Source organism: Pseudomonas sp. Irchel 3A5 (assembly GCF_900187575.1).
GTDB lineage: Bacteria > Pseudomonadota > Gammaproteobacteria > Pseudomonadales > Pseudomonadaceae > Aquipseudomonas > Aquipseudomonas folii.
Map to the genome: position 1 here is coordinate 170,026 of NZ_FYDU01000004.1, position 23,404 is coordinate 193,429.

Annotated in this window: 23 protein-coding genes, 1 tRNA gene and 1 pseudogene; 14 read left to right on the top strand and 11 right to left on the bottom strand. The window is 57.3% G+C overall.

Annotated elements, in window-relative coordinates; translation table 11 throughout:
- Window positions 1–15 precede the first annotated feature (15 nt).
- From CKW31_RS07700 to CKW31_RS07715, 4 genes are read right to left on the bottom strand one after another with little or no spacing between them, the layout of a single operon-like run.
- Window positions 16–984 carry an ABC transporter substrate-binding protein gene (locus CKW31_RS07700; protein ID WP_095093771.1) on the bottom strand — a complete coding sequence of 323 codons (969 nt, stop codon included), beginning with the start codon at window positions 982–984 and terminating at the stop codon, window positions 16–18.
- Window positions 981–2,117: an FAD-binding oxidoreductase gene (locus CKW31_RS07705; RefSeq protein WP_095093772.1), complete on the bottom strand. Its 1,137-nt coding sequence runs from the start codon at window positions 2,115–2,117 to the stop codon at window positions 981–983. Before CKW31_RS07705 ends, CKW31_RS07700 begins: the two co-directional genes overlap by 4 nt.
- Before the next feature lie 15 nt (window positions 2,118–2,132).
- A complete protein-coding gene (locus CKW31_RS07710; RefSeq protein WP_095093773.1) occupies window positions 2,133–3,632 on the bottom strand; it encodes a methionine--tRNA ligase in 1,500 nt (499 codons plus the stop codon).
- On the bottom strand, window positions 3,625–4,017 hold the full coding sequence (locus CKW31_RS07715; protein ID WP_095093774.1) for a cupin domain-containing protein: 393 nt from the start codon (window positions 4,015–4,017) through the stop codon (window positions 3,625–3,627). Before CKW31_RS07715 ends, CKW31_RS07710 begins: the two co-directional genes overlap by 8 nt.
- 925 nt (window positions 4,018–4,942) lie before the next feature.
- Between CKW31_RS07715 and copC the strand changes: the two genes are divergently transcribed.
- The 3 genes from copC to ada all read left to right on the top strand — a co-directional run bounded on the left by copC (window position 4,943) and on the right by ada (window position 7,378).
- On the top strand, window positions 4,943–5,332 hold the full coding sequence (copC, locus tag CKW31_RS07720) for a copper homeostasis periplasmic binding protein CopC (protein ID WP_095093775.1): 390 nt from the start codon (window positions 4,943–4,945) through the stop codon (window positions 5,330–5,332).
- Window positions 5,333–5,335: 3 nt separating this feature from the next.
- Complete coding sequence (gene copD / locus CKW31_RS07725) at window positions 5,336–6,208, top strand: copper homeostasis membrane protein CopD (RefSeq protein ID WP_095093776.1); 873 nt, start codon at window positions 5,336–5,338, stop codon at window positions 6,206–6,208.
- An 87-nt stretch (window positions 6,209–6,295) separates the two neighbouring features.
- Entirely contained in the window at window positions 6,296–7,378 is a 1,083-nt protein-coding gene (gene ada / locus CKW31_RS07730; RefSeq protein ID WP_095093777.1) for a bifunctional DNA-binding transcriptional regulator/O6-methylguanine-DNA methyltransferase Ada, read from the top strand.
- 171 nt (window positions 7,379–7,549) lie between these two features.
- Here the strand turns inward: ada and CKW31_RS07735 are convergent, their stop codons facing one another.
- Together CKW31_RS07735 and CKW31_RS07740 are read right to left on the bottom strand one after the other, a co-directional pair.
- The gene (locus tag CKW31_RS07735; protein ID WP_095093778.1) at window positions 7,550–8,533 is read right to left on the bottom strand and encodes an MDR family oxidoreductase; all 984 of its coding nucleotides are present in this window, start codon (window positions 8,531–8,533) and stop codon (window positions 7,550–7,552) included.
- Between the two features lie 46 nt (window positions 8,534–8,579).
- Window positions 8,580–9,212, bottom strand: a complete 633-nt coding sequence (locus CKW31_RS07740) for a TetR/AcrR family transcriptional regulator (protein WP_095093779.1) — start codon at window positions 9,210–9,212, stop codon at window positions 8,580–8,582.
- A 138-nt stretch (window positions 9,213–9,350) separates the two neighbouring features.
- Here CKW31_RS07740 and CKW31_RS07745 point away from each other — a divergent pair, with 138 nt between their 5' ends.
- The 5 genes from CKW31_RS07745 (at window position 9,351) to CKW31_RS07765 (ending at window position 14,189) form a co-directional block, all read left to right on the top strand.
- The gene (locus CKW31_RS07745) at window positions 9,351–10,427 is read left to right on the top strand and encodes a nitronate monooxygenase family protein (protein WP_095093780.1); all 1,077 of its coding nucleotides are present in this window, start codon (window positions 9,351–9,353) and stop codon (window positions 10,425–10,427) included.
- 162 nt (window positions 10,428–10,589) lie between these two features.
- A complete protein-coding gene (gene modA / locus CKW31_RS07750; RefSeq protein WP_176469839.1) occupies window positions 10,590–11,294 on the top strand; it encodes a molybdate ABC transporter substrate-binding protein in 705 nt (234 codons plus the stop codon).
- A 1-nt stretch (window position 11,295) separates the two neighbouring features.
- On the top strand, window positions 11,296–11,976 hold the full coding sequence (modB, locus tag CKW31_RS07755) for a molybdate ABC transporter permease subunit (protein ID WP_027898560.1): 681 nt from the start codon (window positions 11,296–11,298) through the stop codon (window positions 11,974–11,976).
- Window positions 11,977–11,979: 3 nt separating this feature from the next.
- Window positions 11,980–13,068, top strand: coding sequence for a molybdenum ABC transporter ATP-binding protein (modC, locus tag CKW31_RS07760; RefSeq protein WP_095093782.1), 1,089 nt, complete (start codon window positions 11,980–11,982; stop codon window positions 13,066–13,068).
- A gap of 68 nt (window positions 13,069–13,136) precedes the next feature.
- Window positions 13,137–14,189, top strand: coding sequence for a DNA topoisomerase IB (locus tag CKW31_RS07765; RefSeq protein WP_095093783.1), 1,053 nt, complete (start codon window positions 13,137–13,139; stop codon window positions 14,187–14,189).
- Window positions 14,190–14,242: 53 nt separating this feature from the next.
- On the opposite strand, the gene CKW31_RS07770 is transcribed toward CKW31_RS07765, so the two are convergent.
- Window positions 14,243–14,617, bottom strand: coding sequence for a helix-turn-helix domain-containing protein (locus CKW31_RS07770; protein ID WP_095093784.1), 375 nt, complete (start codon window positions 14,615–14,617; stop codon window positions 14,243–14,245).
- Between the two features lie 519 nt (window positions 14,618–15,136).
- On the opposite strand from CKW31_RS07770, the gene CKW31_RS29485 reads away from it, so the two are divergent.
- The 3 genes from CKW31_RS29485 to CKW31_RS07785 all read left to right on the top strand — a co-directional run bounded on the left by CKW31_RS29485 (window position 15,137) and on the right by CKW31_RS07785 (window position 18,198).
- Window positions 15,137–15,331 carry a hypothetical protein gene (locus CKW31_RS29485; protein WP_141230123.1) on the top strand — a complete coding sequence of 65 codons (195 nt, stop codon included), beginning with the start codon at window positions 15,137–15,139 and terminating at the stop codon, window positions 15,329–15,331.
- Window positions 15,332–15,395: 64 nt separating this feature from the next.
- Window positions 15,396–17,951 (top strand): excinuclease ABC subunit UvrA, encoded by a 2,556-nt coding sequence (locus CKW31_RS07780; RefSeq protein ID WP_095093786.1) that lies wholly within the window; start codon window positions 15,396–15,398, stop codon window positions 17,949–17,951.
- A gap of 161 nt (window positions 17,952–18,112) precedes the next feature.
- Window positions 18,113–18,198 (top strand) — tRNA-Leu (locus CKW31_RS07785).
- Window positions 18,199–18,405: 207 nt separating this feature from the next.
- Here CKW31_RS07785 and CKW31_RS07790 read toward each other — a convergent pair.
- Window positions 18,406–19,176, bottom strand: coding sequence for a helix-turn-helix transcriptional regulator (locus CKW31_RS07790; RefSeq protein ID WP_095093787.1), 771 nt, complete (start codon window positions 19,174–19,176; stop codon window positions 18,406–18,408).
- A gap of 74 nt (window positions 19,177–19,250) precedes the next feature.
- On the opposite strand from CKW31_RS07790, the gene CKW31_RS07795 reads away from it, so the two are divergent.
- Window positions 19,251–20,411, top strand: coding sequence for a cytochrome P450 (locus CKW31_RS07795; protein WP_176469821.1), 1,161 nt, complete (start codon window positions 19,251–19,253; stop codon window positions 20,409–20,411).
- Window positions 20,408–20,752 carry an antibiotic biosynthesis monooxygenase gene (locus CKW31_RS07800; protein ID WP_095093788.1) on the top strand — a complete coding sequence of 115 codons (345 nt, stop codon included), beginning with the start codon at window positions 20,408–20,410 and terminating at the stop codon, window positions 20,750–20,752. Before CKW31_RS07795 ends, CKW31_RS07800 begins: the two co-directional genes overlap by 4 nt.
- A gap of 6 nt (window positions 20,753–20,758) precedes the next feature.
- Here the strand turns inward: CKW31_RS07800 and CKW31_RS07805 are convergent.
- From CKW31_RS07805 to CKW31_RS07815, 3 genes and pseudogenes are all read right to left on the bottom strand, one after another.
- Window positions 20,759–21,190: pseudogene (locus CKW31_RS07805) on the bottom strand (transposase); the annotation flags it as partial.
- A gap of 90 nt (window positions 21,191–21,280) precedes the next feature.
- Complete coding sequence (locus CKW31_RS07810; RefSeq protein ID WP_095093789.1) at window positions 21,281–21,889, bottom strand: DUF1963 domain-containing protein; 609 nt, start codon at window positions 21,887–21,889, stop codon at window positions 21,281–21,283.
- 141 nt (window positions 21,890–22,030) lie between these two features.
- Window positions 22,031–22,429 (bottom strand): hypothetical protein, encoded by a 399-nt coding sequence (locus tag CKW31_RS07815; protein WP_095093790.1) that lies wholly within the window; start codon window positions 22,427–22,429, stop codon window positions 22,031–22,033.
- 158 nt (window positions 22,430–22,587) lie between these two features.
- Between CKW31_RS07815 and CKW31_RS29490 the strand changes: the two genes are divergently transcribed.
- A complete protein-coding gene (locus tag CKW31_RS29490; protein WP_141230124.1) occupies window positions 22,588–22,836 on the top strand; it encodes a hypothetical protein in 249 nt (82 codons plus the stop codon).
- Window positions 22,837–23,404: the final 568 nt, after the last annotated feature.

The following is a 23,404-nucleotide window of genomic DNA, read 5'->3' on the forward strand; positions in this document are numbered from 1 at the left end:
GTGTTTAAGGCGTTGCTATTCGTTAATGGCTTGCAGCCCTTGGGGGCCCACTCGCCAGAGGTTGTTACACGCGCCCCGGCGCTCGCCCTGGTCGAAACTGACGTCGCCCAACGGCGTGTTGAAGGTGGTGTGATTCAAGGCATGCAGGAGCTCGGCGCGACGCCAGTGGCGGCCGGCCAATACGCCCAGTACGTGAAACAGCAGCAGGCTTTCCCGGTAATAGGTCTCGGGGACAACATCGACGCCATCCCCGAATAGCTCGCGATACTGCGAGGTGCCCGGACATGGCTGCGCTGCGTTCTCGGCATTGCCGAAACCGATCACCCAGGTCGTGCGATCGTCTGCGGCGGCGTTGCCCAAGTACGGCGAAGCGGCGTCATCAGTCAGGATCAACGGCCGGTGACTGCCCGCCGCACGACGTTGCTGCCAATGCTCACGGCTGCTGCGTAGGCGCCCGGCAAATACTTCCACCTGTGCCAGTTCACGCTCATCGGTCTGGCGTAGCCCGCCATCCCTTGCGGCCTGAGCTATGCACTTGGCCAAGGCTTGCCCGTGCGCGCTGTGGTCGGCGCTGATGTGCAGGGTTTGCCAGCCTTTCAAGGCTATCCAGCCCAGCAGATCCCTGGCCAGTTGCCGGTCCGACGGGCAAAAACGAAACACGTTGTGGTGGTCCTGGGTCAGGCAATCAATCGTCGCCGCCGGAGTCAAAAGCGCAATTCCTGCTTGCCGATAAACCGGTGCTGCGCTGACTGCCGCATCGGATGAGAAATGGCCGATCACCAGATCGACGTCAGCAGCCACCATGTGCTCCGCGACCTGCTTGGCACGCGCACGATTAGCGCCATCATCAAGGAAATGCCACTGCACCTGAGCCAGTGCCGGGATGAAATTACGTGCCACGCACATCGCCCGCAGAAAGGTTCTGGCGTGCGGGGTATCCGCAGGATCAAACAAGGCAGACACACCGACTTTGAGCAACGTCATGGCTGCACTCCCGCGACAACTTCCCCATGTTGCATGGCACGTTTTGGGGAAAGTGCCGACCAGCCAGCGCTGGCTTCCTGACCCAGCAGATGCCTTTGCATGTGCTCAAAAGCGATCTGGGCGATGCCTGGCGCAAATTTGAAACCCAGGCCGGACATACCAGTGGCAAGGAACACCGGGCTGTCCTCCCCGACAAAGCCCAGCAACGGGCGACCGTCAGGGCTGTAGCTGTCAAAACCCGGCAGCACGTCAAGCAGTTCAGGGTGGATGCAGCCGGTGAGCTGGCGCACCCGCTCAACAGCGTTTTGCCGATTGCGCAGGTCGGTGGGTGGCAGATCATCCGGGGATTGCTGCGTGTCGCGAAAGCCACAGCCGGTCTGCACCACCTGACGGGTCAGAGGGATCAGGTAACTCTGGCTGACGGCATCAATCAGCGGCATGCGGCATTCTGTGTCGGTCAGCACACGAGCCAGCGGAATAGAGCGGGTGTGCAGTTGCAAATCCGGCACCCATTGCCGACTCCATCCACCGGCAGCCACCACCACCGCACGGCAGCGCAAGGTGCTCTCGCCCAGGCCTACATGAACCTCCTGAGGTGATTTGCAATCGATGGCGCGTACTTGGCAATGTTCCAGCAACAGGCCATTGCGCCGCACCACATCTGCCAATAGTTGCGCAGCCAGCCTTACATTGCCGATGCAGGCATAGGGCTCGTACAGATTGACCCGCGCTTGATCAGGGCACAGTGGAAACTGCCCGCCATCCAGCTCGCGACTGGCGATCAGGCGCATGGGGTAACGAGGGCTGGCGTGTTGCTCAATGGCGCGGCACAGGTCGTCCATTTGCTCAGGTGCAGCGCGATAGATTGCGCCGCTGCGCTGCAAAGCCCGGGCGTAAGTACCCGCAAAAATGGCGTCTTCCATCAAGCCGATGGAAAACGCAGCCAGATCCATCAACAGTGGATCGGGGTCATACAGCCGCACCAGCCCGCCGGACAGCGCACTTGCTCCGCCAGCGCCTGCCGCGTCCTTATCGATCAGGGCCACAGCCAGTCCGGCAGTGCTGAGCCGGGCCGCAATACTGGCGCCGACAATGCCCGCGCCGATCACTGCGACGTCATAGTCCATCAACATGAGGTGCGCGTCCGTTCAAATGCAGTATTCAGCGGCCGAGCCGGTGAGAATCGTTGCGCTGACCCTGTCCAGGGGCAGCTCGAATGATTCGACGATGCGTGCGGTCGTGTCCGGAATCAGTGCTTGACCAGTCACAGCAATGAACGCCGCGAAGTGGCTGACCGGGCGTCCTTCACCCAGACGAATACGCGCGATTGCAATCACGTCGAGCAGCACGCTGGCCATGGTTTTCATGGAGAATTGTTCCGGCTGGGTGGCCTTGATCCATTGCAGGCGCAACGCTTCAAGCAGGCCAGCGTCAGGTCCACACATGCCGCTCCACCAACTGCCGCGCTGCTGGGCACCCGCCTCAAGCAACGCAGGGAAAAACTCGCCAAACAGGCTGTCGCGCCAGAGCAGGAAATGCTGCAGACGGAAATCGCCCTCACACTCCTCCGGCGCAATACTCGCCAGATACAGCCGGGCGCTGTCGGTACAGGCTTGTCGGGCCAGATCGGCGACCCAGATCGCATGGTTGCGGCTGGTGGACAGGTTCAGGCCGTCAAGCTTGAGGAACTGGTTGGGCATGAAATGTTGGCGGATCTGCAGATCGTCCAGCACAGACAACAGGGCCGGGTAGACCACCGCGTGGCTGAACACACAGTCGAAGCCGAGAAAATGCACCAGCGTGCCCTGCCCCGATTGCCAGTACTGCTGGAACAGCTCGGGCTCGCCTATACGAGCGGCGTGCTCACGGAATGCGGCCATATAACCGGCCAGCCCCATGAACCAGGTGTGCACCCGGCACGAATCGCCTTCGGCCAGATCCAGCCCAGCGTCGCCGGGCCGGGTCACGCCCCAGTCGTGCAGATGTTCGAGCGTTTCGGGCAGCCAGCTGTCCAGCGGCTTGCGCCACTTGCGATTGAGCAGGCTGTCGCGTAACGCGGGTTTGAACTGCGCCAGTTTTAGGAATGCCCGATGGCTGCTGCGCCATTGCACCGGCTCACTGCACAGCTTGCAACGCAGTTCGGTCATCAGTTCGGAGTCGGGAGCCTGAGCGCAGTTTTCACACTGACTGGCATCGGACTCGGCCCCGCAGTAGCTACACAGGCCACGAGCAAATGCTTCGTAACCCCAGACGTCACAATCAGGGCAGTACGCTTCGCTGGAATCACGAAATTCGATAACACCCGCCTCACGGGCCTTGTCGAAAACCTCTCGCACGGCGTCAGCAAAAAACGCATTGCCGTGGGGCCGCATCCAGTTGTCGGGTCTGATATTGATCGCCGCCAGCGACGCCTCAATCCGGTCAGAGTTGCGCCCCGCCAGCTGGACCGGGTCCACGCCTTGCTCCAGCCCTTTGCGCAGCATGTACGACTGGTAATCGTCGGAATAGGAAACCAGCACGCAGTCGTGACCCCGCTGGCGCTGAACACGGGTGAAAACATCCGCCCCCAGAAAAGGCCCGGCGATGTGCCCGATGTGCAGGTCGCCATTGGGGGTCGGTGGCGTGATGGTGACAACGAACCTAGTCATTCAGGCACCCCGTGGTTTCGTTGTGCCGGGCGACGAAGTCATTGACGTAGTTCATGTCCCACCAGACCACGTAGAAGTGAAAGTCCTCTTCCGAGTCATTGATGATGTAGTGATTGGTGTGTTTCGGAATCGCCGCGATATCACCCACGCCGAACTCCAGCTCACGTTCACCCACGATCAGTCGGGAGCGGCCTTTGATGGCGATGAAGATTTCCTGATCGATCTGGGTGTGCGCTTCGCTGCTTGTTCCTGGCCGGACGACGCACCATCCCCCGGCAAACGGCATGGGATAGCCCTGCCATGGCAGTAAACGACTGCCGTCCAGACCGTACTCATGAACGAGATTATCGAAGCGGGTTTGTCGAAGTATTTCGAACTTCTGCATGTTCAGCCTCCGTGGCTAATTGATGGCCAGGAGCATGCAATCGACGGCGAAAAGTGGCTATCTGATCCATTGATAGATCGCCAGCTTCGTATCGAATTTTTAGATTTTCAGGGCGGCAGGGTCGCTCTCCAACCGAGGTTTTTTCGTTATGTAGATGGGTTAGCTCTTATAAAACAATGCAACTATCAGAATGCTTTTCTGTAGGAGCTCGTGCGCTCCTACAGGTCTCAGTACTTCGGGACAGCGAAGTGTCAGGAAAGCAGAGGCGAACACTAGTCAGACAGAACGCAACTGCCGGATGTGGAATGGTTTTCTGTAGGAGCGCACGAGCACCGCGAGGCCGCGATGGCGGTGTATCAGACAGACCGTTATCGCGGCCTCGCGGGGCTCGTGCGCGCCTACAGGTCTTCGTTTGCTTCGGGGGGCGAATTCCTATCAAACAAAATATTAATAGTTGAACACATGCGTTTTCATGTCGAGTCAGATGTTCTCCCTGAGAAACACCACGAAATATAATTAACAACAGCATTATTGACATATAAGAAACTTTTGCTCGTGAGTTTCTCATCCGGAGTCTGAACTGCAATAAACCTCACCGAAGAGCCATCATGCAAAACCGATAATAGTCACTATCAACTTTCGTAATAGTCCAAATCTTCCGGCCGGTGTTAGTGTTGGCGGCGATGAAGAACATGTTTCAATCGCTTTCTGACTCCGCATCAGAAAGCGCCAGATTGATGCTCCCGCTTCATCATTCCTTTGGTTAAAACTTTAAGCCACCTCACTTTTTGTGCGGTGGCTTTTTTTTGGGTTTTGCCCTGATGTGGTGCTCAGCACTGGAGTCGCACGGCAGTTTCTGGTCTATTAGCCCCTCGACTGCCGATCCAAAGCGCACATCCAGCGTCCGCAAAAAGGTAATTTTTTAATGTCTGCCCAACGTTACAAGCACATCTTCACGACCTTTACCGTTCTCGCATCACTCAGCATGGCTGCAACCGCTTCCGCTCACGCGCATCTTGAGAGCCAACTGCCCGCGGCTAAAAGCACCGTCACCAGCCCTAAAGAACTGCGCCTACAATTCTCGGAAGGTGTCGAGGAGAAATTCACCAAGGTCACCATCACCTCAACCGCGAAAAGCGGGAAAAACATGGTTGAACCGGTTCCGGCTATCGCCACCGATCCGGCGGACAAGAAAACCCTGATTGTGACGCCAGCCGCGCCTTTGGCGGCGGGTGACTACAAAGTTGAGTGGCACGCCGTCTCGGTTGATACCCACAAAAGCGAAGGCAGCTACAGCTTCACTGTAAGCCCCTGATCCATGCAGACTGCACTCATCCTGTGTCGTTTTGTGCACTTTTGGGTGCTGTTGACGCTGTTTGGGATGTACCTGTCCCACGATCTGCTGCTGCGTTATCGACTTGCGCAAGGCAAGCATCTGCTGCCCATCCGGGGCATGCGCTGGCTTGCCGGATCAGCGCTGATCAGTGCCATTGCCTGGCTGATGCTGACCGCCGCGAGCATGGCGGGCAGTTGGGTTGAAAGCCTTGACCCGCAAACCCTGCTGCTGGTGCTGAGCCACACATCTTTCGGCAAGTTCTGGGCCTGGCATCTGGGTCTGAATCTGGTATTGCTGGCGCTGCTGCTCAAGCCGGGCACTCCATCTCCCCCGCTACGCTTGCTACTTGCGACCCTGCTTCTGGCAACGTTGGCACCGGTTGGGCATGTGGCAATGTTCGACGGTATCTATGGCGGGTTGTTGATCCTTAACCAGTTCATTCACTTGCTGGCTGTCGGTGCCTGGCTGGGTGGTCTTTGCTTGCTGCTGGTATTGGTATTGTTGCCTGACCGCCACACAAATATTGATATGCGGGCCGTCCTGCTGCGTTTTGGCGGGTTCGGGTATTTCATGGTGGCGATGATTATCGTGACCGGGCTGATCAACGTCCGGGTCATGAGTGGCGCGCCGTGGCCTGCGCCAGCTTTTTCCGGCTTCGGCCTGGTGCTCGCCGTCAAAGTAACCATGGTGTTGTGCATGCTGGCGCTGGCCCTGTTCAACAGGTTGATGCTCAGTCGCAGCGAGTTACGGCTCGACATCGTGCGAGTCAGCATCGTGGTCGAGTGCCTGTTTGGCATAGCTGCGCTGGCGGCGGTATCACTGCTGGGGACATTGCCACCGATGCTTGCCGAATAGGTCGAGTTTGACCGCAAGACTCGGAGTGCAGCCTCTTCGGCCACTGCATAAGCTGGAACTCATTGTATCGATGCAAGGTATCGGCTCATGACTCGCAATAGATCGCCCTCGTCGTCCGCTGAAAATGACCCGCGCTGGCGCTCAGTGCTGGCCCGGGATGCGGCGGCTGACGGCCAGTTTGTCTACGGGGTGCGGACGACAGGCGTGTATTGCCGCCCGAGCAGCCTGTCGCGGCTGCCCAACCCAGGCAACGTGGTGTTTTTTGATAGCGCGGAGCAGGCGGAAGCGGCCGGTTATCGGCCCAGCAAACGCATCGCCACTGACCAAAGCCATGTCGCTCAACAGCATGCCGCCTTAGTCGCCAGCGCCTGTCGTTGCATCGAGCAGGCTGAGTCTGCCCCCAGCCTGAAGGCGTTGGCGCAGGAGGCGGGACTCAGTCCGTACCACTTCCATCGAGTGTTCAAAACCGTGACCGGCCTGACACCCAAGGCTTACGCCGATGCACATCGGGCAAAAAAGATACGCCAGCAACTGGCTTCGGGCGGCTCGATCACCGACGCGCTGTACGATGCTGGCTTCAACTCCAGCAGCCGCTTTTACGCCGCATCCGATGCGTTGCTTGGCATGAAACCGGCGCAGTACCGTCAGGGCGGTCACGACACAGAGATCCGCTTCGCTATTGGCGAATGCTCGTTAGGTTCGATTCTGGTGGCTCAGAGTCAGCGAGGCGTTTGCGCCATTCTGCTCGGCGATGATCCAGAAGTGCTGGTGAGGGATTTTCAGGATCAGTTCCGCCACGCAACCCTGGTCGGTGCTGACGATGATTTCGAGCAGATGATTGCCCGCGTGGTGGGCTTTATCGAGTCGCCGAATCTGGGCCTGGACCTGCCGCTGGATATGCGGGGCACGGCCTTTCAACAGCGGGTTTGGCTCGCGCTCAAAGACATTCCGCCTGGCAGCACCGCCAGTTACGCGCAAATCGCCCAGCGCATTGGCGCACCGAAATCTTTCCGCGCAGTGGCCATGGCCTGCGGCGCCAACCAGCTGGCCGTGGCCATTCCCTGCCACCGGGTGGTACGCAGCGATGGTGGTCTGTCGGGGTATCGATGGGGCGTTGAACGCAAGCAGCAGTTGCTGGATCGGGAGATTGAATTGGCGAAGCTGCCTTAGTCTTTCTGGAAACACTGATCTCCACGCTGATTAGCGACGTGGGACCGGCTTCAGCCGGGAAGGCGATGTTTCTGACAATATATATGCGTGGTCTGTACCGGCCTCTTCCCGGCTAAAGCCGGTCCCACGACATTCACGCCGCCCCGTCCCGGAATGAATCCAGCCCAACCCCTAGCGATTCACATCCACCACCACCCTGCCCCTGACCTCGCCCGCCAGTAACTTCGGCGCAATATCGATCACTTCTTTCAAGCCGATTTCACGGCTGATCAGTGGCAGCAACGCTAGATCCAGATCGGTCGCCAGCCTCGCCCACGCGGCGACTCGGTCGGCGCGTGGCCGGGTGACGCTGTCGATGCCCGCGAGGGTGATGCCGCGCAGAATAAATGGCGCCACAGACGCCGGAAACTCCATGCCCTGAGCTAGCCCGCACGCTGCGACGGTACCGCGATAGCGCGTGGCGGCGCAGATATTGGCGAGGGTGTGGCTGCCGATCGAATCAATGGCACCCGCCCAGCGCTCTTTGCTCAACGGACGGCCCGGCTCGGACAGGGTCTTGCGATCAATCACCTCAGCCGCACCCAGTTGTTCAAGGTAGGCGGTTTCATTCAAACGCCCGGTGGACGCCACGACTCGATATCCCAGTCGGGACAGGATCGCTATGGCAAAACTGCCCACGCCGCCATTGGCCCCGGTGACCAGCACATCGCCCTTGTCAGGGGTTACCCCGTTACTCTCCAACGCCATCACCGCGAGCATCGCCGTGTAACCGGCAGTACCGATCGCCATGGCCTGTGCCGCACTGAATGCATCGGGCAGCTTGATCAGCCACTTGCCCTGCAAGCGGGCTTTCTGTGCCAGTCCGCCCCAATGGCCTTCACCGACTCCCCAGCCGTTGAGCACCACCTTGTCACCCACGGCGAAATCCGGATCGCTGCTGGCAGTAACGGTGCCTGCCAGATCGACACCCGGCACCATAGGAAAACTGCGCACAATCGGACCGTCACCGGTAATTGCCAGGCCGTCCTTGTAATTGAGCGTGCTGTAGGCGACGTCCACTGCCACGTCGCCTTCGGGTAGCGAATCTTCGCTCAGCTCAGTCAGTGTTGAACGGTAGCCGTTGTCGTCCTTTTCGATCAGGATGCCTTTGAACATGGGTGCCTCCAATTTAGACCGATCGTCTTTTAATAGCCAAAAAGGTTCATTGCGGTAGTCCGCGCAGAAACCCCGTAATGAAGGTATTGAGCGGCGCATCACTGGCAACCAGGCGCGCGCGCAGCACCGCGCCTTCCCAGCCAATCCAGAAGAACGCCGCCAGTTCGTCGCAATCAGCATCGCGAGACAGTTCGCCATGGACTTGAGCCGCCCGGAAACAGGCGCTCAAGCGCGATTGCCAGTCGAGAAATATGCCTTCAAGGATTCCTCGAAAGCCTTCCGGCAACAGACTGACTTCCTGGCCCATATTGCCCACCAGGCAGCCGCGGCGATATTCATGGCGGGCCATGCCGGCCTTGGCGTTTTGCACGAAGCCGACCAGGCGTTCAAGCGGGCTCAGGGTTTCATCGAGCAGCCAGCGGTCGAGCCTTTGCGAGAAGTAACTGGCGTAGTTATCCAGCACCGCGTGGCCGAAGGCTTCCTTGCTGGGAAAGTAGTGATAGAACGAGCCCTTGGGGACACCGACCCGCTTGAGGATGTAGTCGATGCCGGTGGCAGTGAAGCCTTGCTCGGTGAGCACTTCGGTGCCGCAGCGAATCAGCGCTTCACGGGTTTCGAAGTTCTCCCGGTCGACCTTGGGTGGACGGCCTGGGCGGCGTTTCAATTCAGGTGTGTTCATGAGGCGCAATATTAGACCGATCGTCTTTTATGTCAATGCGCTCACCTCGAAGGTTGCCAAAAGCTCCGCGCCGACGCTCAATAGCGCCTCGAACAGCCCTTCAAAAAACACTTCAACCAACATCGCATGGAGCCTTCTATGAGCGCCTGGCCTGATACCCGTGTCCTTGACTTGTTTGGTATTCAAATGCCGATCCTTCTCGGGCCTATGGCGGGCGCTGGTGGTTCGGCGCTAGCCATTGCGGTGGGCAACGCGGGTGGTCTGGCTTCCCTCGCCTGCGCGATGCTTGGCCCGCAGCAGATCCGCGAAGAAGTGGCTCTGATTCGCCAGCACAGCAATGCTCCGCTGAACCTGAATTTCTTCTGCCATCAGTCACCCAAGGATGACCCACAAAGCCACGTGCGCTGGAAGGAAGCGCTGCAGCCTTATTATCAGGAGCTAGGCGCTGACTTTGAGGCCCCTACGCCTGTGTCCAGCCGCGCTCCGTTTGATCTGGTCAGTTGTGAACTGGTCGAAGCACTGAAACCCGAAGTGGTCAGTTTTCACTTCGGCCTGCCCGAAACCGCCCTGCTCTTGCGGGTCAAGGCCACCGGAGCCAAGGTTATTGCATGCGCCACCACCGTAGCCGAAGCCGTCTGGCTTGAGAGCCATGGCTGTGACGCGATCATTGCTATGGGCTACGAGGCTGGCGGGCACCGCGGGATGTTCCTCAACACCCAATTGGACACGCAGGTCGGAACCATGGCGCTGGTGCCGCAGATCGTCGATGCGGTCAACGTGCCGGTGATTGCCGCCGGGGGTATTGCTGACGGGCGTGGGATTGCGGCGGCCTTCATGTTGGGCGCCTCAGCGGTACAGGTCGGTACTGCCTACCTGTTTTGCGCGGAAGCCAAAGTCAGCAAGCCTCACTATCAGGCGCTGCGTAGCGCTGACGAAAGCCAGACCGCACTGACCAATATTTTCACCGGCCGCCCGGCCCGAGGCATCGTAAATCGGATCATGTCCGAACTGGGCCCGATGAGCCCTTTGGCACCGGCATTCCCCCTGGCCGGAGGTGCCCTGTTGCCTTTGCGAGCGATTGCCGAGCCCCAAGGCAATGGCGATTTCATGAACCTCTGGGCTGGACAGGCCGTCGGGATAAAGCATGAACAGGGTGCAGAGGCTCTGACTCGTCTGATCGCCCGTCAAGCACTGGAAAAATTGACCCGTTCATAAACTTAGCTTCCATGGGATCTGGCGTCGCTATATATTCTGTTATATAGCGAGCGACCATATGAGTTCGTTCAGATACCGCCTACGCCATGGAGCTGTTCAATGCCCACGTTTCACAAAAGCCTCGCCTTCAAATCCCTGACGGGGGTCATTGCCGCACTGGCGATGGGCTCTGCATTCGCTGACGAAGTCCAGGTAGCGGTTGCCGCCAACTTCACCGCGCCGATTCAGGCCATCGCCAAGGATTTCGAGGCCGACACCGGTCATAAGCTGGTGGCGTCGTTCGGCTCCACCGGGCAGTTCTACACCCAGATCAAGAACGGCGCGCCGTTCGAAGTGTTCCTCTCTGCTGACGACAGCACCCCGGCCAAGCTGGAAAGCGAAGGCGATATCGTCAAAGGTTCGCGCTTCACGTATGCGGTTGGCACGCTGGCCCTGTGGTCCGCGAAAGAAGGCTACGTGGACGCCAAAGGCGACGTCCTCAAGAAAAATCAATATCAGCATCTGTCCATCGCCAACCCGAAAGCCGCACCTTACGGCCTCGCTGCTACCCAGGTACTCGCCAAACTCGGCCTGACCGATGTCACCAGGCCAAAAATTGTTGAAGGCCAAAGCATCACTCAGGCCTATCAATTCGTGTCCACCGGCAATGCCGAGCTGGGTTTCGTTGCCCTGTCGCAGATTTACAAAGACGGTAAAGTGACTGACGGCTCGGCGTGGATCGTACCGGCTGAGCTGCACGACCCAATCAAACAGGACGCCGTGATCCTCAACAAAGGCAAAGACAACGCCGCCGCCAAGGCGCTGGTCGAATACCTCAAAGGTCCTAAAGCTGCCGCTGTGATCAAGTCCTTCGGATACCAACTGTAAGATGCCGCTCGACAGTACCGACTTTGCTGCCATCTGGTTGACCCTTAAGCTGGCGTCGCTGACCACCTTGATTCTTCTGGTAATCGGCACGCCTATCGCCCTGTGGCTGGCGCACACTCGCTCATGGCTCAAAGGCCCTGTCGGCGCCATTGTCGCCCTGCCTCTGGTGCTGCCGCCCACGGTGATCGGTTTTTATCTGCTGCTGCTGCTCGGTCCCAACGGTACTGTCGGTCAGTTGACTCAAAGCCTGGGTCTGGGAACGCTGACGTTCAGCTTTCCCGGTCTGGTCATCGGTTCGGTGCTGTACTCCATGCCCTTCGTGGTACAGCCGCTGCACAACGCTTTTGCTGCCATCGGCACGCGCCCACTTGAGGTGGCGGCAACCTTGCGTGCCAATCCCTGGGATACTTTCTTCAGTGTGGTGTTGCCCCTCGCAAAACCCGGTTTCATTACCGGGGCCATTCTTGGCTTCGCTCACACTGTGGGTGAATTTGGCGTGGTGTTGATGATCGGCGGCAATATCCCCGAGAAAACCCGAGTAGTGTCGGTACAGATTTTCGATCACGTCGAGTCCATGGAATATCTGCAAGCCCACTGGCTTGCTGGCTCGATGGTGGTGTTCTCATTCCTGGTTCTTCTGGCGCTCTATTCCAGCGGCAAAACCAAAACGGCCTGGAGCTGATTCATGGGTGCAGAGATTCAGGTCCGCCTGCAGGTGAAGTACCCGGAATTCAGTGTGGACGTCGACCTGGTTTTACCCGGTCGCGGGGTGACGGCGCTTTACGGCCACTCGGGTTCCGGCAAGACCACCTGCCTGCGCTGCATCGCTGGCCTGGAAAAGCCCGAGCACGGTTTTATCCAGATCAACGACGAAGTTTGGCAGGACTCGGCCAAAGGTCTGTTCGTCCCGCCACACAAACGCGCTTTGGGCTATGTCTTTCAGGAAGCCAGCCTGTTCCCGCATTTGTCGGTGCGCGGCAATCTGGAATTTGGGCTGAGGCGCATCCCCGCTGATCAGCGTCATGTGGATTTGCAACACGCGACGCAGTTGTTGGGAATCGAGCACCTGCTTGCAAGACGCCCGGACAAACTCTCCGGCGGTGAGCGGCAACGGGTTGGTATTGCCCGTGCGCTGCTGACCAGCCCGCGTCTGCTGCTGCTCGATGAGCCGCTGGCAGCGCTGGATACCAAGCGCAAAAGCGAAATCCTGCCCTATCTGGAACGCCTGCACGATGAGCTGGACATCCCCATGCTGTATGTCAGCCACTCTCAGGACGAAGTGGCACGACTGGCTGATCATCTGGTGCTGATGAGCGACGGCAAGGCGCTGGCCAGCGGCCCGATTGGTGAAACCCTGGCGCGGCTGGACCTGCCCATGGCCATGGGCGACGACGCGGGCGTGGTGATTGAAGGCACGGTGATTGCCCACGATGCCGAGTATCAATTGCTCAGCGTCGCCCTGCCCCACAGCGATCTGCAAATGCGCCTTGCCCATACACCGCTGCCATCAGGCAAAGCGCTGCGCTTCAAGGTTCAAGCCCGGGACATCAGTCTCAGCCTGCAACCCGACAACCAGAGCAGCATCCTCAATCGCCTGCCCGTCAACGTTGTCAGCGAGATGCCCGCAGACAATGCCGCTCATGTGCTGGTCCGTCTCGACGCAGCCGGTACGCCCTTGTTAGCCCGTATCACCCGCTATTCCCGAGACCATTTGCAACTGGTGCCGGGGCAACAGCTCTGGGCGCAGATCAAATCGGTAGCGGTGCTGGCCTGAGTGTAAATACTGGGCACCCTTGAGAAACAGCGCGGTCAATCCAATTACCTGCCCTGTGGATTGAACCCATGCCTGACTCGACCGTTATCGACCAACTGCCGCCGGACCTGCATTACGTAGAGGATACCCAGGCGGGTTTCAGCCGAAAGATCCTGCGGGGCAAGTTCGTTTACTTTGACAAAGACGGTCAACGGATTCGTGACGAAGCGGAAATCAAACGCATCAATGCATTGGTGATTCCGCCTGCTTACACCGATGTCTGGATTTGTCCGGATCCACGTGGACACTTGCAAGCCACTGGCCGCGACGCCCGTGGGCGCAAGCAATACCGCTATCACGCGCGTTGGCGGGAAGTTCGCGATCAGAACAAATACTCACGCATGATCGAATTCGGTCTGGCCTTGCCCAAGGTGCGCAGGAAGATCGAAGCGCAGCTCGCCGAACCCGGGATTGGCCGGGACAAGGTCATGGCCACGGTTGTTTCGTTGCTTGATGCAACACTGATCCGTATCGGTAACAGCCAGTACGCACGGGATAACCGTTCTTATGGGTTGACCACGCTGCGCAACAAGCATGTCGAAGTTCACGGCAACGACATCCTGTTTGAGTTTCGCGGCAAAAGCGGCGTCGAGCACCAGATCAACGTGACTGACCGACGCCTGGCCAAGGTCATCAAGCGTTGCATGGAATTGCCCGGCCAGAACCTGTTCCAGTATCTGGACGACAACGGCGAGCGGCATAGCGTGAGTTCTTCAGATATCAATGCTTACCTGCAACAGCTCACTGGCTCGGATTTCACAGCGAAGGACTACCGAACCTGGGCGGGCAGCGCGCTGGCACTCGCCACCCTCAGCAAACTGCACTGGGAGCCAGAGGCGGACGCGAAAAAACACATTGTCGATATGGTGAAGCAGGTCGCCAAGCAACTGGGCAATACCCCGGCGGTCTGCCGCAAGTGCTACATCCATCCCGCTGTGCTGGAAGGCTTCCTGTTGGGGGAGCTTGCGCTCATACCCAAGTCCCGACAACGGAAAGGCCTACGTCATGAAGAGGTAGCGCTGGCAACTTATCTCCAGAGCCTCGCGCAGAAGGTGCTCGCGGAACCCTCAGGCAGCGCTTGATTCTTCAGCACCTGCTGCAACCACGCTATTGAATGGACAGGTTCAATAGCGTGCTACTTTTTACCCTCAACATTCAGGTGCTCGCCGACCACTTCACTGCTGCCGGAAAGCCCCTCTATCGTCGACACAAAGTGACGAACAGCTTGTTGGACTTCGATCAGCAGCAACTCCGAATTGATGGGCACGGCGTCTACTTTACTGAATGCGCTGTCAATCTGGACACGCGCCGAACGACGGCTGGTGAGCACGAACAAAACGTCCACTCCCGCCTTCGCCAGAGCCGCTAGATAATCGGCCCTGGGCGCACGTTCTCCGCTTTCATACTTGCCTTGCGCATTGGCGGCCACCCCACCCAGCTCACCCATTTCTTTTTGGGAAAGCCCCAGACGCTTACGCTCCTGCTTTAGTCTGCTACCGATATCGATCATGGATCTGCTTGCTCCATATCAAGCTTGTTAGTGGGTCAGGAAAAAACGGATTAAACAGCCAATCTCAAAGCCCGCACAACAGACCCAGAGACTGTAGGACCATTCCTACGTAAGTTGCCGATTACTCCTATCAACTACATGCAAGCCCCAGAATTGAAAAGCATTCAGTGGGTGCTCACGCGACGGCAGTCTGTCTGATAAACCGCTATCGCGGCCTCGCGGTGCTCGTGCGCTCCTACAGGTTCCCGGTTGGACGTGAGACAGCGCGGTGCGGCGGACACCATGGTGGCATTTAGTGATATAGCGCCTAAATAGCACTGCATGTACAGCCGTTTCCTCATCACGACGCGGGACACTCGCTCACATGTGGATGACCCTTCGCTGGCCAGCGGGTTTGAACTGAATGATCATCAGCCGACGAAGCGTATGAATCGTCGCTGGACGCATTGGATTGAACGATCAGTGGCGCTACCTGATCGTAATCCTGTGACTTTTAGCCTCAAACTCTGGACGACCCTAATGCCTCAAGACAAACGCGACCTCCCAGGCAACAATCTCAACGATCCCGAGCAGCACCCGGCGGATATTGCAGACCATCAGGATCGCACTGAAGAAACCCGAGAAGAACAGGCGCAGACTGGCGGGCAGCAGGACGATCAGGGGCATGCGCCAAAGGTCCCTGGCGCAAATGCCAACGCGCCGAAAAAACACTGATTAATCAACTCAAGCAGCAGGCGTGGGCCGTGCCGTCGCCTTTATTCAATGACAAGGCTGGACGATGACTTCACAGCACACCCCTCCCGACGAAAAGACCCTCTCCGCCGCAGCACCTCAGCAGCACAACGGTTTCGTGCGAGTACGCGGCGCACGCGAGCACAATCTGAAAAACGTCGACGTGGATGTGCCCCGTGACGCGCTGGTGGTGTTCACCGGCGTTTCCGGTTCGGGCAAATCTTCGCTGGCGTTCTCGACGCTGTATGCCGAAGCCCAGCGCCGCTACTTTGAATCAGTTGCGCCCTACGCCAGAAGACTGATCGATCAGGTTGGCGTGCCTGATGTGGACTCTATCGAAGGGCTGCCGCCGGCAGTAGCCTTGCAACAGCAGCGCGGCACGCCGAGCACACGTTCCTCGGTGGGGAGTGTGACGACCCTGTCGAGCCTGATCCGCATGCTGTACTCCCGCGCGGGCAGCTACCCTGCCGGGCAATCTATGCTGTACGCCGAGGACTTCTCGCCCAATACGCCTCAGGGGGCCTGTCCGCAGTGCCATGGCTTGGGTCGGGTTTATGAGGTGACTGAACAGTCGATGGTCCCGGATGATTCGTTGACCATTCGCCAGCGTGCCATCGCCTCGTGGCCTACTGCATGGCAAGGCCAGAACCTGCGGGATATTCTCGTCACCCTTGGCTACGACGTGGACATTCCATGGCGCGATCTGCCGAAGAAGCAGCGGGACTGGATTCTGTTCACCGACGAACAACCCACCGTGCCGGTGTACGGCGGCCTGACACCTGCAGAAACCCGCAAGGCCCTGAAACAGAAACTTGAACCCAGCTATCAAGGCACTTTCACCGGGGCACGTCGCTACGTGCTGCACACCTTCACACACTCGCAAAGCGCCCTGATGAAGAAGCGCGTTGCACAATTCATGATCGGCAGCCCGTGCGCACTGTGTGACGGCAAGCGCCTGACGCAGGCCGCACTGTCAGTGAAGTTTGCCGGTTTCGATATCGGTGAACTGGGCCAGATGTCTCTGCTGCAACTGGCTGAGGTGTTGCGTCCCGTCGCCGCCTCCGACGCGCCACTTGAAGCCGAACTGTCTATCGAGAAACGTATTGCTGCGCAAAGGATCGCTCAGGATCTTTTGGCGAGAGTCAGTACCCTGACCGATCTGGGCCTAGGTTATCTGGCACTGGAGCGCAGTACGCCAACCCTGTCGTCCGGAGAACTGCAACGACTGCGTCTGGCAACCCAGCTCGGCTCGCAGCTGTTCGGCGTTATTTACGTGCTGGACGAACCCTCTGCCGGGCTGCATCCCGCTGACGGCGAGGCACTGTTCAGCGCCCTGCAACGCTTGAAAGCCGAGGGCAACTCACTGTTTGTGGTCGAGCATGATCTGGAAACCATGCGCCGCGCCGACTGGCTGATCGATGTCGGCCCAGCAGCTGGCGAACACGGCGGGCGCGTTCTTTACAGCGGTCCGCCGGCCGGACTTGCGGAAGTCGAAGAGTCCCAGACCCGGTTACACCTGTTTGCCGAACACAAAGCCGGTAAACCCAAGCGACGCAAAGCAACCGACTGGCTGAAGCTGGAAGGTGTCACGCGCAATAACCTGAACAGCCTCGATGCTGCATTTCCGCTGGGCTGCTTTACCTCAGTCACGGGTATCTCCGGCTCGGGCAAATCCAGCCTCGTCAGCCATGCGCTGCTTGAGCTGGTGGGCTCGCATCTGGGCCATGTCACTGAAAATACCGAGACCGATGCGCCGAGCCTGGAAGACGACGCTCCGCAATCCGCCAGCGGCAAAGTTGTCAGCGGACTGGACGCGATTCGCAGGCTCATCAAGGTCGATCAGAAACCCATTGGCCGAACCCCACGTTCAAACCTCGCCACGTACACGGGCCTCTTCGATCAGGTGCGCAAGCTGTTCGCCGCCACCCCGGAATCACGCAAGAAAGGCTACGACGCGGGTCAGTTCTCCTTCAACGTTGCCAAAGGACGATGCCCGGTTTGCGAAGGCGAAGGCTTTGTCAGTGTTGAGCTGCTCTTCATGCCCAGCGTCTACGCACCCTGCTCTACCTGCCAAGGTGCGCGCTACAACCCTGAAACCCTGACCATTACCTGGGAAGGATTGAACATCGCCGAAGTGCTTCGACTCACCGTGGATGACGCGGTAGCGCTGTTCAAAGACGAACCCGCAGTGCTAAGGCCGCTGACCGTGCTCCGCGACATCGGCCTGGGTTATCTACGCCTCGGGCAACCCGCGACAGAGCTGTCGGGCGGTGAAGCACAGCGCATCAAACTCGCCACCGAGCTGCAACGCACTCAGCGCGGCGCGACTTTGTACGTATTGGATGAACCTACCACCGGCCTGCACCCGACCGACGTCGACCGCTTGTTGAAACAACTCAACCTTCTGGTGGATGCCGGCAACAGCGTTGTGGTTGTCGAGCATGAAATGCGCGTCGTGGCCCAAAGCGACTGGGTGATCGACATAGGCCCCGGCGCAGGCGATCAGGGAGGCGAGATCGTGGCTGCCGGAACTCCGGAGCAGGTGGTGAAAGTTGCAGCGAGCAAAACCGCGCCGTTTTTGAGGCAGGTTCTAAACGCCTGATACGGTCCGCAGGTGGCCTGCTCAGCAAGGGTCTCGGTCCCGACAGACGAGGCCCTCACGTTTTTTCTGGCCCAAAATGCAAGATCTTGTCTTATTTCAATATCTTGCGGGCTTGCTTCAAGGGGGTTGGGTGTATATATTCCCTGCTCTTCAGCGCTACCGCCCCGATGGCGAAATTGGTAGACGCAAGGGACTTAAAATCCCTCGTCCTTTGGACGTGCCGGTTCGACCCCGGCTCGGGGCACCAATTAAAATCAAGGGCTTACCCAGGTTTCTGGCGTCGGCCCTTGTTGTTTCCGGTCCGCAATTCCCCGCCTTCTCCGACGCCATGCCGACCTACGAAATCTGCCTTTTCTTTTCCGCCGTTAGCGTCCCGCTAATACACGTTGATTTCAATAGGGTACGCGAAGCAGTGCCCGCTTCTTGATAGATGTCTGGTTGAAGGGATAAGTAATTATCGCGCCGGCAAAGCCAGCTCGGCGTGTCGTGTCGCATTCCCCACGACTGATCTCTCCCTTTCATTGTTTTCCAGCATGATCCCGAATCGGCCAGACAGCTCCTTTCGGCCCTTGGATGTCAATGCGAGTGCCCGACTATCAAGGTCTTGGATAACCCACTTGCGGCTTATGACCGTCTGTAGAAAAGCCGCTCCAAGTGCTCCGGCAAGATGAGGGCGCCGCATGCTCCAGTCCAGGCAGGAGCACGCGAAACGCCGCCGTTGTGCCCTTACTTTTCCTATCTCGATACCGAGATCGGTCATGGCTTTTTCGCCGCTCATCGTAAGCTGATACATACTCTCCCCGGAAACCGGCACGACTAACCAGCCTGACTCCATGAAATGATCGTGCAGTTGTACAGCCAGTGTTCCTGCCATATGGTCATAACAGGTACGCGCGAACTGCAATCGGGTTGGGGTCGTGGACACATATTGTGCCTCTGCGTTTTGGCTGATCACCATGAGGGCCTCAATAGCCTGGGCCACTTGCGCGTCAGCCAGACTGTAGTAACGATGCCTGCCCTGCGTGTGCAGCTTTACCAAACCGTCCTCTTTTAGTCTTGCCAAATGCGCGCTCGCCGTGGATGCACTGACGTCGGCGATGACGGCCATTTCGGTACTGGTACGGGCGTGGCCGTCCATCAGCGAACAAAGCATTTTAGTCCTCGCTGGTTCGGCAATAGCCCCGGCTACCCTGGAAATCGCGGTGTCATTGCTTCGAGCGTCCATATTTCGTTCCTGAGCGAATCGTCACCATGAAGGATGTCCGATAGTAGCCGTTCTTTGTGAACAGGACTTCTGGAATGACGCCTTTTGAAGCAGCTACCCATGCTGATCCCTACATTTATTACTCAGGCCTCAGGCGACAAAACGGCCTGCTATTCGATGCAGATCTTCGCTTATGGATTGCAAGTAGTGCCAAAGCTGTCCAAGCCATTCTGGGGCATCCCGACTGTCGGGTGCGTCCGCTAAACGAGCCGATTCCTCACGCGATTGCGCAAGGCGTGGCAGGAACGATTTTCGGTCGTTTGATGCGCATGAACGACGGCCCGCAGCACCTGTGCCCCAGGATGGCTATTGAACCTGCCTTGGCCTCTGTCGAGACAGATAGCATCGCAGACATCGTGTCACGTGTGGTCGAGACCCTCGATAACCCGATCGAAAACGTAGATGAGTTGATGTTCACGTTACCGGTTTCCGTTGTTGCCGCCTTGATAGGCCTACCATCCAGCCGGCTACAGGAAGTAGCGAGGCTGACACGGGATTTTGTCGCCTGCCTGTCGCCGTTAAGCAGCGAAATTCAACTCGGTGAAGCTAATTCAGGGGCCACTCGACTTAGTCAATTATTCAGCGCGCTGCTGAGTAACGACGATGAAAGTAACCGCTTCTTGAGCCATATCTGGAGCGGATGCGAAGCCACCGACTGGAGAGATCATGATGCATTGATCGCTAACCTGATCGGCCTGTTGTCACAGACCTGCGAAGCGACCGCGGGCCTGATCGGCAACACCCTTGTAGCGCTCCATCTTAACCCTGATCTGATTAAAGACATGCAACCTACGCAGATGCTCGTTGCAGACTTGGTGGAAGAGGTAGCGCGCTACGACTCGCCCGTGCAAAACACCCGGCGATTCGTTGCGAAGAGATGCACTATCGGAGACATCGTCCTGGAGGCGGGTGATACCGTTCTAGTGTTACTTGCTTCAGCCAATAGAGATCCCTACGCGAACTCAGACCCCGATAGACTCTTGGTCAAACGAACGCAACGACGAACTTTCAGCTTTGGCTCAGGACGACATAAATGTCCTGGCCAGCAACTTGCGTTGACTATCGCCTCTGAGGCGGTTTTGGCATGGCTGCATCGACAACCAGCCTCGTCTGCCCGTCCTTATCGGTGGAGTTATTTGCCCTCCCTTAATGGTCGCATCCCTCATTTTTATCGTGATCGGGAAACTCAGCAATGATCGCGGTTATCTTTGAAGCATGGCCTCATGAGGAGCAATACCAGCGGTATCTTGACCTTGCCGCTCAACTGAGACCATTGCTAGCAGAGCTGGATGGTTTCATCTCAGTTGAGCGTTTCCAAAGCCTAAGTGAACCAGGAAAGGTTCTCTCACTATCATTTTGGCGTGACGAGGAAGCTATTAAGCGGTGGCGCGGCCTTGAGCTACATCGTTCGGCTCAATTAGCAGGCCGCAGGCAGGTTTTCGATGACTATCACCTGCGCATCGCTCAAGTAGTTCGAGATTATAGTCTTGAGGATCGTGATCAAGCGCCGGGCGATAGCAAACAAGCTCATGAATGAAAGAACTGCTTTGTGTTTCTTCAAACCTCGAGCGAGCATCTGCACGAGTTTCATCGGCGTGGATGACGTGCTATTTGAGTACCACGTCGTTCAATGCATCAACCAGAGGCCGCAACTGCCCCCCCGTCACGCCTACCCACTGGGCCAATGTTGAACGTGGAATCGCCAGGCCGGCTCGAATCAAAATCGATCCTGGCGGTAAAGCGGAAGATGGTCGGCAAACCTGGCGATCATGATGTGCGCCAGAAGCCCAGCTGCCGGGATACCCTTGTCGATGATCTGCGCCGGAACCGGCGCCTGAATCAGTGTTTCGCAATCATCGCCGACCCATTTGCCACGGATGTGGCATTCAACGATAAATACGCCCGGCGTGTAGTCCAGCTTCTCGCTGGCGTATTCACCTATACGCTTGAGTGCGCAGCCGCATTGGCAGTGAGTCCCTTGTTGTTGAGCTGGAACTCTCGTTTTCAGCACCTACCCCGGCGTCCTGCCGATTCAGGATCAGAGGGCACGTTTGCGGTGTGCTACTTACGCCGTGTGCACGAAAAAAAATCCGGTGCCTGAGCCGTCTCTTTTCAAGAGAAGGCATCCAACAGCATCGGTCAAATAAAATATATCTTTATATGGATCTGGAAAGTCTGATGAGTATAGCTGCATCACAAACTCGTATTCTTCCAACACCTCCGAGGGCAACGCTATTCCATTAGGTGGGGTATTCGTAAGCATCGAGAATACTGGAAACTCGTCATCTTGTACTTCTTTGTCGCAAAATGCGGTGTTCGTTTTCGGAACCCTATCGCCCGGGCTAATAATTTCCGAGTCTGAGCTCTCCACAACTACTAGCGTGTAACCACTGGATATCGACTCAAACTCTGAAGCGTCACCACTGTAAGTGACATTGTCGAGGAAATAATCAGAGCTGCTGTAGGTTGAAAAAACATACAGCATGCCCTCTTGGGGTATTGAGTTGTAATCGTGAACCCTCCTCAGGGCGGCGCAGTCTATGGTGGCAATTAATACCAGAGCTTCTCCATCAGGGTTCATCGGCCAAGTATTTAATCTTACTGAGTCACCACCTATAACAATCCCAGCGCTTTTTAAATCGTCAGAAAAGACAATCTCTTGAACCATCACCATGTATGTTCACCCACATCCGCTGCTTGAGCTCGACCGTTCATTCAGGGCTAAGCGTGATACCCAGAGCCCTGTTTATAAGCTCTCCAGGGCTGGAATAAAATCCAGAGCGCAGCCGCTAAAAGTCATTTCGCGAACAGCACACTAGTTACAATCACTCAACTTGAAAGGCCGGTGAGGAAAGCTTCCAGAAATATACGAACTCAATAATTCACCCAGCCACGCTGTCATGATTTTTTTTGAAAATGCTTCCGCCAACAAACCAATATCGTCTGAAACGTATCCAGCAGCCTCAGCGTTGCTAGTAAGGCGCAGAGCCGTTTTAAAGGCATACTCCCTCAGCTTGGTGATGTCAGCTTCATCAGCTGAAGCGCCGTAACTCAACGCTGCGAGGTGCTCGTTCTGCTCTACCCATGAAGCGTCAAAGCCCTCCTCATCTCGCTGATCCAATAGTGAATCCCAATCATCGATGGCTTGCAGAAATTGAAAAAAATCAGCTTTTTTAACCTCTGCTGAAAACACTTCCAGATTTTCTATTTTCATTATTTCGATCTACTTCTTTAGCCAACCGTCAGCGTCCGGTGATTTTGATTTCGATGTAACGGAGTATAAGAGTCTGTAAGACCATCCAGGCGACAAAAAGCCAGGTACCGGTCTCGTGACTGATCCCGGGCAACTCATAGATGACGGTGGCGCCCAGCATGAACCCGCCCAACGTCAAAATCATGCTTAAAACAATCCCCACTTCAAAAGCTCCCTGCCTGATAGCCGTGTTTGATTATAAGCATTGTCATACGGCCTCCTCCTCAGGCACATCGCGAAAATTCAGCAGCGATGCGGTGGGCGCTGGTGATGAAACCTGCTCAGTAGGGGGCTGTTTCTATGAAGGTCAAATCGGCATCAGCTTTCCTCATCATCCCAAATCACGCTGCACTGAACGCAAGCCATGACGTACCTGCCTGAATGCTACCAACCCGCATGCGACACGGAAGCCGCTCGACTTCGAGCCTTGGTCTGCGAAGTCGAAAGCCCAGACGAGGATCCACTGCCCGGCAGACAAAAATCGCGACCCGCGCAGGCAGAGGTCTCTACGAAGCCCCGCCTGAGCAGTCGCGACAGCCTGCCGCGCACACCCTCACCAACGACCAGGTGCGGTAGTGTCAGGCGGATGAGAGTGGATTTTCGAAATCAGGCAACGTGTGCAGTAGTGGCTAACCGCGGCTCCTTGAGTCTCAGAACATTTTCCTTACTGATGTAGCAATGCCATCGGAGGAATGCCTGCTCCTGACGAGATTGGGCGATTCGCCACTCGCAGCTGCCGATGCTACTTATCGGCAGAGACATCATCTCTGCCGTAGCGCGATTGAGCTGGCTCAACAGGTCATGACTGCCTTCGGAAATTTTCCTTATGAGGACCATTGTTGGCTTCTTCTTAAGAGGTGAACAAATGAGACCATGACAAATCGAGTCTGCACGCGGATTTCAAAGATTCAGACGAACGGATACTTCGCAGGGATC